The sequence below is a fragment of the Janthinobacterium breve genome (assembly GCF_051380895.1).
In the GTDB taxonomy this organism is placed as follows: domain Bacteria; phylum Pseudomonadota; class Gammaproteobacteria; order Burkholderiales; family Burkholderiaceae_D; genus Janthinobacterium.
This window is the reverse complement of the sequence record NZ_JBNYXY010000023.1, coordinates 1-5,193: the sequence shown is the minus strand read 5'-3', so window position 1 is coordinate 5,193 and position 5,193 is coordinate 1. Positions and strand designations below refer to the sequence as shown.

General features: G+C 58.9%; 10 protein-coding genes. 7 read left to right on the top strand and 3 right to left on the bottom strand.

Annotated features, from left to right (window positions below):
* Positions 1-729: MobQ family relaxase (gene mobQ / locus ACQ4W0_RS29080; RefSeq protein ID WP_436579893.1), on the bottom strand; the 729-nt coding region annotated here is incomplete at its 3' end.
* Between the two features lie 178 nt (positions 730-907).
* Between mobQ and ACQ4W0_RS29075 the strand changes: the two genes are divergently transcribed.
* From ACQ4W0_RS29075 to ACQ4W0_RS29045, 7 genes are all read left to right on the top strand, one after another.
* Positions 908-1,210: a DUF8583 domain-containing protein gene (locus tag ACQ4W0_RS29075; protein ID WP_436579892.1), complete on the top strand. Its 303-nt coding sequence runs from the start codon at positions 908-910 to the stop codon at positions 1,208-1,210.
* Positions 1,207-1,401 (top strand): antitoxin VbhA family protein, encoded by a 195-nt coding sequence (locus tag ACQ4W0_RS29070; protein ID WP_436579891.1) that lies wholly within the window; start codon positions 1,207-1,209, stop codon positions 1,399-1,401. Before ACQ4W0_RS29075 ends, ACQ4W0_RS29070 begins: the two co-directional genes overlap by 4 nt.
* Before the next feature lie 10 nt (positions 1,402-1,411).
* Entirely contained in the window at positions 1,412-1,606 is a 195-nt protein-coding gene (relB, locus tag ACQ4W0_RS29065; RefSeq protein ID WP_436579890.1) for a type II toxin-antitoxin system RelB family antitoxin, read from the top strand.
* Positions 1,606-1,890, top strand: coding sequence for a type II toxin-antitoxin system RelE/ParE family toxin (locus ACQ4W0_RS29060; protein WP_436579889.1), 285 nt, complete (start codon positions 1,606-1,608; stop codon positions 1,888-1,890). The genes relB and ACQ4W0_RS29060 overlap by 1 nt, the downstream gene beginning before the upstream one ends.
* A 618-nt stretch (positions 1,891-2,508) precedes the next feature.
* A complete protein-coding gene (locus ACQ4W0_RS29055) occupies positions 2,509-3,312 on the top strand; it encodes a RepB family plasmid replication initiator protein (RefSeq protein ID WP_436579888.1) in 804 nt (267 codons plus the stop codon).
* Positions 3,312-3,518 carry a hypothetical protein gene (locus ACQ4W0_RS29050; protein ID WP_436579887.1) on the top strand — a complete coding sequence of 69 codons (207 nt, stop codon included), beginning with the start codon at positions 3,312-3,314 and terminating at the stop codon, positions 3,516-3,518. Before ACQ4W0_RS29055 ends, ACQ4W0_RS29050 begins: the two co-directional genes overlap by 1 nt.
* Positions 3,515-4,132, top strand: a complete 618-nt coding sequence (locus ACQ4W0_RS29045) for a hypothetical protein (protein ID WP_436579886.1) — start codon at positions 3,515-3,517, stop codon at positions 4,130-4,132. Before ACQ4W0_RS29050 ends, ACQ4W0_RS29045 begins: the two co-directional genes overlap by 4 nt.
* A gap of 97 nt (positions 4,133-4,229) precedes the next feature.
* Here ACQ4W0_RS29045 and ACQ4W0_RS29040 read toward each other — a convergent pair whose 3' ends face one another.
* A complete protein-coding gene (locus tag ACQ4W0_RS29040; protein ID WP_436579885.1) occupies positions 4,230-4,643 on the bottom strand; it encodes a BLUF domain-containing protein in 414 nt (137 codons plus the stop codon).
* A gap of 112 nt (positions 4,644-4,755) precedes the next feature.
* On the bottom strand, positions 4,756-5,193 hold a 438-nt coding region (locus tag ACQ4W0_RS29035; RefSeq protein WP_436579884.1), incomplete at its 5' end, for a hypothetical protein.

Below are 5,193 nucleotides of genomic sequence, written 5' to 3'. Positions count from 1 at the left end.
CCTGGCACGTGCCAGGCGGTCGATCACCTCGTCCTCGATGCGCTTGCCGACTTCGGTCTTGACACCGCGCCGCTCCATCGCGGCCACGGCTGGCCCCATGTGGCTCGTCGGCTCCAGGTCGATGCCCTGGTCTTTCAGGCTGCGGTGATCCACCCGCGCCTCGATGCCATTTTCACGTAGCCGCTCGTTCGTCAGCTCGGCCCACCTAGTGCGCGCAGCGTCCAGGTCGGCGGTTCGATTCCGCCCGGCCTTCTCGGTGTCGAGCTTGTCGGTCAGGCCGTCCAGTCCCACCTTGCGCGTCGTGCGCAAGATGTGAGCGTGGTGGTTGCGGCTGTCGCCCTCTTTGCCTGGTGCGTGGATCGCCACGTCCACAGCGCAGCCTTCCCGGTTCGCCATCTCCTTAGCGAAGTCCATGGCCAGCCGCCGCCTCAAGGCTGGCGAAAGCTCGTCGGGCAGGGCTACTTCGAACTCACGCGCCACGCACGCATCCTTGCGGCGCTCGGCAGCTTCGGCTGCGTTCCACAACACGGCCCGGTCGGTAGCCCATTCTGGCGCACCATCCGGCAAAACGATATCAGCAGATTCGACGCCACCTTTACGGGTGTAGTCGTGAACCTCGCCGGTTCGTTGATCGGTAATCTCGCACCCAGCACGATAAGCGGCGGCAGCGGTCGCACTCCGACCGGCTGACCGGGAAACTGCTTTGACGCTGAGATGGTAGATTGCCATGATATTGTTTTTTTGTTTAGCCAGCGGCAGGCGAGCACGAGTTGACGCAGTCAACTCCTAAGTGCGCCCTTGCTCTTTGCTCTCGCTCCTCGCCGGGTCTGCATAGTCCGCCATTATAGCTGGCTTTCCTGTGCTTTTTTTCGCGCTAAAATGCCCATACAAACTGCAAAAGGCAATCATGGCAACCAGTATCGAAAAGGCACAACAGCGAGTCAAGGATTTGGAGGACAAGCTCAAGCAGGCCAAGGCATTGAAGCAGAAGGCAGAGGTCAGGGTAAAGACCGCCGAAGCCAAGCAAAAGCGTGCTGACGACACGCGCCGCAAGATTCTCGTCGGCGCGGCCATTCTCTCCAAGGTCGAACGCGGTGAATGGCCGAAGGACAAGATGCTGGAAATGATGGGCCAGCAACTCACGCGTGCCGATGATCGCGCATTGTTCGGCCTAGCCGCAGCAGCTCCAACAACACCGGCCCAGCAATGACGACGCGAGCCGACAGGGAGCGCCACGTAGCCCAGATGCTCGCCAACCACCGCATCGAGGGCTACGAGCCGGACAACGCCGACAAGCAGCTCCACGCGGCGTACATCGACGGCACGGCCACGCTTGATGACATACTGGCGCACGCCAGGTCGTTTGCCGCCAATGCTCTTCCACAGCCCAAACTGGTGTAACCTTGACGCCATGAACGCCGTCCTCTCCCCCATCGTCTCGGAATTTGAAACCGAAGAGCAAGCGGCCAGCTATGACTGCTGGTTCCGCGTCCAAGTGCAAGCCTCGCTTGATGATCAGTGCCCCAGCATTCCTCATGACCAGGTCATGGCAGAAATGGACGCGATCATTGTAGAGGCCGAAAAGCGCAGCAGGCCACAGGCGTAATGCTGCCGGTCTTCTGGCGTGCATCAGCACGCGCCAACCTCGCGTCCATCATCCGTTTCATCGCCAACGATAGCCCGCCAGCGGCCCGCCGCATGCGTGGGCTAATCGAGGCGTCCGTGCTGCCAGCCGCCGAGCATCCGTACCTGTATCGCTCTGGGCGCGTGCCTGGCACACGCGAAATCATCGCCCATCCAAACTACATCGTGGTCTACCAGGTGATGGCTGAGCGCATCGAAGTAGTGAGCGTATTGCACGCCCGACAAGAATACCCGCCTCGTCAGTAATAACCCGATAGTGGTGTGAGTCAAAACTCGAAGCGCCATCGACATAACGAAGCCAACTGGACGCCTTAGCGCGCGGGCGTCCCCGCTTGCTTGCGTACCGACGATACCCCCGTCGGTACGCCCGGTTAACTTTGTAAACCGATAATTCTAAAAGCGTAAAAACTAACCCCAACAGCAACAGCAACCCCGCCATCGGCATGCGTGCACCACTACCCTGTAAGCCAAACCGGCCTATGAGTTGACCGTGGGGGCGATTCGAGTCCGAGGACCAACGCCGCAGGCGAGGGAGCGAGGATGGCCCGTCCAGGGCCACCCCCACCTCAAACGGCAAGCGCCGCCGCCGACCGGCGGCGCTTGCCGGCCACCGGCCGTCGCGTATCGCGGGGGCCTTTTCTTGCCCCTAAGGGGGCCTAAAGAATTGCGATCTATACGCGCAAGCGTTGTGAGCAGCTTTTAAGTCCTTTTAGCTGTCCGGAGAGCTAGTATCCATGCGGGTTCCCGCGTCTAACTATTACATTTTTCCGGTTAACTATTACATTTTTCCGGTTAACTATTGCAATTATTAAATTGTAATTAATATGGTGTAATATAACGGCTCCTGAACATGAAATAGTTTATATGGCGAAGAAAAACGAGCTTGTCGTAAAGTCAAATCGCCTGATCGAGGCCAGCTACCGACTGAGCCTAAACGAGCAGCGCATCATCCTGTACTCGATCTGCCGGTGCCGTGAGGAGCAGAGGGGGCTGTTCCCCGATCTGCCCGTCACTATCACGGCCGACAGCTTCCTGAGGCAGTTCCCCAGTGTGGAGAAGGGCAGCGTCTACGGCCAGCTCAAGGAGGCGATGAATGCACTCTACAGCCGCAGCGTAACAATCCACGATACCGACCCGGCCACGAACAAGGTGCGGGTCAGGGAGACGCGCTGGATCAGCGAGAAGGCATACATCGACGGCGCGGGGCACATCCAGATCGTGTTCACGCCAGAGGTCATCAAGTACATCACGCGCCTGGAGGTTGAGTTCACGTCTTACCAACTGGAAAAGGTCGGCCACATGACCAGCGCCCACGCTGTACGCATCTACGAGCTGCTGGCCCAGCATAGGGATATCGGCAACCGTACGCTCAACCTTGCGTGGCTGCGCGAAGCGCTCCAGCTGGGGCCTGGCGAGTACAAGCTGACGGCCAACTTCATCAATCGGATCATCGAGCCAGCAGTCGACCAGATCAATAAGCACAGCGACATTACGGTGAGCTACAAGCCGAAGAAGACGGGTCGCGCCATCACCGACTTCGTGTTCAAGATCAGGGACAAGGAGCGCAAAGCCAAGGCCACCGGCACGGCCAGCGATCAGACCACACGCGAGAAACTGGAGGCGCTCGGACAGCAGCGCCTGGATACCGAAACTGACGAGGAATTTTGATGAAATTCAGCTATGAGATCACACCACTCCCGATCGATATGGGCGGCGGCTGGCGGCTGCGCCTCCTGGAGCACGGCGTAGAGGTGGGCGGCGGTGTATTCCCTCAAGTCAGCGGCGACTTCGAAGACGAGAAGGACGCCCTGCAGGCGGCGTACGACGATGCGGAGAGCGAGGCTTACGCCTGGCTCGACTCCAGGGAGGCATGATGGATGACCAAGACAAACTCGGCGCGATGTTCGCCGTCATGGAGGAACAGCAAGCAGCCGTCCAAGCCGCGATCGCGGGCATGGCCCAAGAGCGCAAAGCGATGGCGGCGGTGATCGACTCCATTAAAGGCACATCTGTGACGCTCCAGCAGGCCACAGGGGACGCCGCAGCGCGTGCGGTGGTGGAATGCATAGGCCAAGCGCCGAAAACTGCTGTAGTGGCCTTAAATCAAGCTGTGGCTGCGCTCGATGAGGCGGCTGGCCAGGTGCGTAGCGCTGGCGCCTGGCTGACGTTCAAGGCCTCGGCGTCCGTCGCCGGCGCCGGCTTGGTTATGGTACTGGCCGTGTGCGTGCTAGGGCGCTTCATGCTGCCCAGTGAAGCCGAATACCAAGAGGTAGAGCTGCTGCGTGCTGAGAAGGCCCTGCTGGAGGAGAACATCGCAAATCTTGCCAAGCGTGGCGGGCGCATCAAGCTCGACCACTGCGGCCCAGCCAACCGGCTATGCGTGGAGATCACGCCCGCCCAAGGCGAGGGGCAGGGCCAGGCCGACTTCCAAGGCTCCTGGGTCAGCAATGACAACCGCCACCGTTACGTGATCCTCAAGGGGTACTGACATAAAAAGCGTCGTCAGCACGCTCCGCCGCCGCATCAAGGCCAGGTACAGAACCCGACTTTTCGCAGGCACACATCATAAAACAGACAACCGTCAATCAGCCTTTAAAAATTTTCAGTAATGCCACTGCAGGAGACGTCGAACCGATCTTGCGGTTTGTTTGAGCCGCCTCGAGGACTTCGACAAGTTCATCATATTTATCGGCTTGTCTGTCGTTCAAGTTGGTCATATTCATGTTCCAACGCGGGAAAGTACGGAAGTTTGCTGGCTCGTTGTAAAGTACCCGGGAATTTTTATGTCGAGGATCGAGTTCGATTTTTTTATATAATTTATCTAGCGTAGATGCCGGGCCTTCCAATACTTGCAAAAACCAACCACCGTTGTAAAACAAGCTACCTGTTACATCGAGTGGTCCATTGTTTGCCTTTGCCTTTTCGTGTATCGAAGAGAGGTCTTCTGGAGACATCTTACGTGTTGCTTGGCTTATGTAAACGAGTTGATTAATTGACATTTTAATATCCTATTTTCGTGAACGCCGGTCGAATCTGACCAAGCCAGTGGACATACTACCTAAGAAAATAGTGTGGTGTTTGACGTGCAGTGAAACGGCAAGCTGGATTAATCTAACGCCCTGGGCTGAAGTCATGCCAATCGTTGTCCTTAGACGAGCCACGTGGCAGCTCCAGATCAGCCTTGCGCCTGGCTTCGAGCTGGACGCGCTCCGCTGCCTGGCGCTCCTGCTCGGCCTGGCGCTCCTGCTCCTGCTTGGCCGCACGGTCGGCCATGAACTTCGCCCGGAAGTCAGCGGCACCGCTGACCAGCTCCGTCTTGGCCTGCCCGACCAGCACCGTCGCCAGGTCGCGCTTCGCTGCCGCCAGGTCGCCGGACAGGTCGATGGTGCTCCTGTTCGCCTGGGCCAGCTCCAGCTCCTTGTCGCCCTCGGCCCTGGCACGTGCCAGGCGGTCGATCACCTCGTCCTCGATGCGCTTGCCGACTTCGGTCTTGACACCGCGCCGCTCCATCGCGGCCACGGCTGGCCCCATGTGGCTCGTCGGCTCCAG

What these genes read in the sequence shown, in the direction of transcription:
- ACQ4W0_RS29075 (WP_436579892.1), top strand. Translation starts at nt 908, where the DNA reads ATGGCAACCAGTATCGAAAAGGCACAACAGCGAGTCAAGGATTTGGAG.
- ACQ4W0_RS29050 (WP_436579887.1), top strand. Translation starts at nt 3,312, where the DNA reads ATGAAATTCAGCTATGAGATCACACCACTCCCGATCGATATGGGCGGC.
- ACQ4W0_RS29045 (WP_436579886.1), top strand. Translation starts at nt 3,515, where the DNA reads ATGATGGATGACCAAGACAAACTCGGCGCGATGTTCGCCGTCATGGAG.
- ACQ4W0_RS29040 (WP_436579885.1), bottom strand. Translation starts at nt 4,643, where the DNA reads ATGTCAATTAATCAACTCGTTTACATAAGCCAAGCAACACGTAAGATG.
- ACQ4W0_RS29055 (WP_436579888.1), top strand. Translation starts at nt 2,509, where the DNA reads ATGGCGAAGAAAAACGAGCTTGTCGTAAAGTCAAATCGCCTGATCGAG.
- relB (WP_436579890.1), top strand. Translation starts at nt 1,412, where the DNA reads ATGAACGCCGTCCTCTCCCCCATCGTCTCGGAATTTGAAACCGAAGAG.
- ACQ4W0_RS29060 (WP_436579889.1), top strand. Translation starts at nt 1,606, where the DNA reads ATGCTGCCGGTCTTCTGGCGTGCATCAGCACGCGCCAACCTCGCGTCC.
- ACQ4W0_RS29070 (WP_436579891.1), top strand. Translation starts at nt 1,207, where the DNA reads ATGACGACGCGAGCCGACAGGGAGCGCCACGTAGCCCAGATGCTCGCC.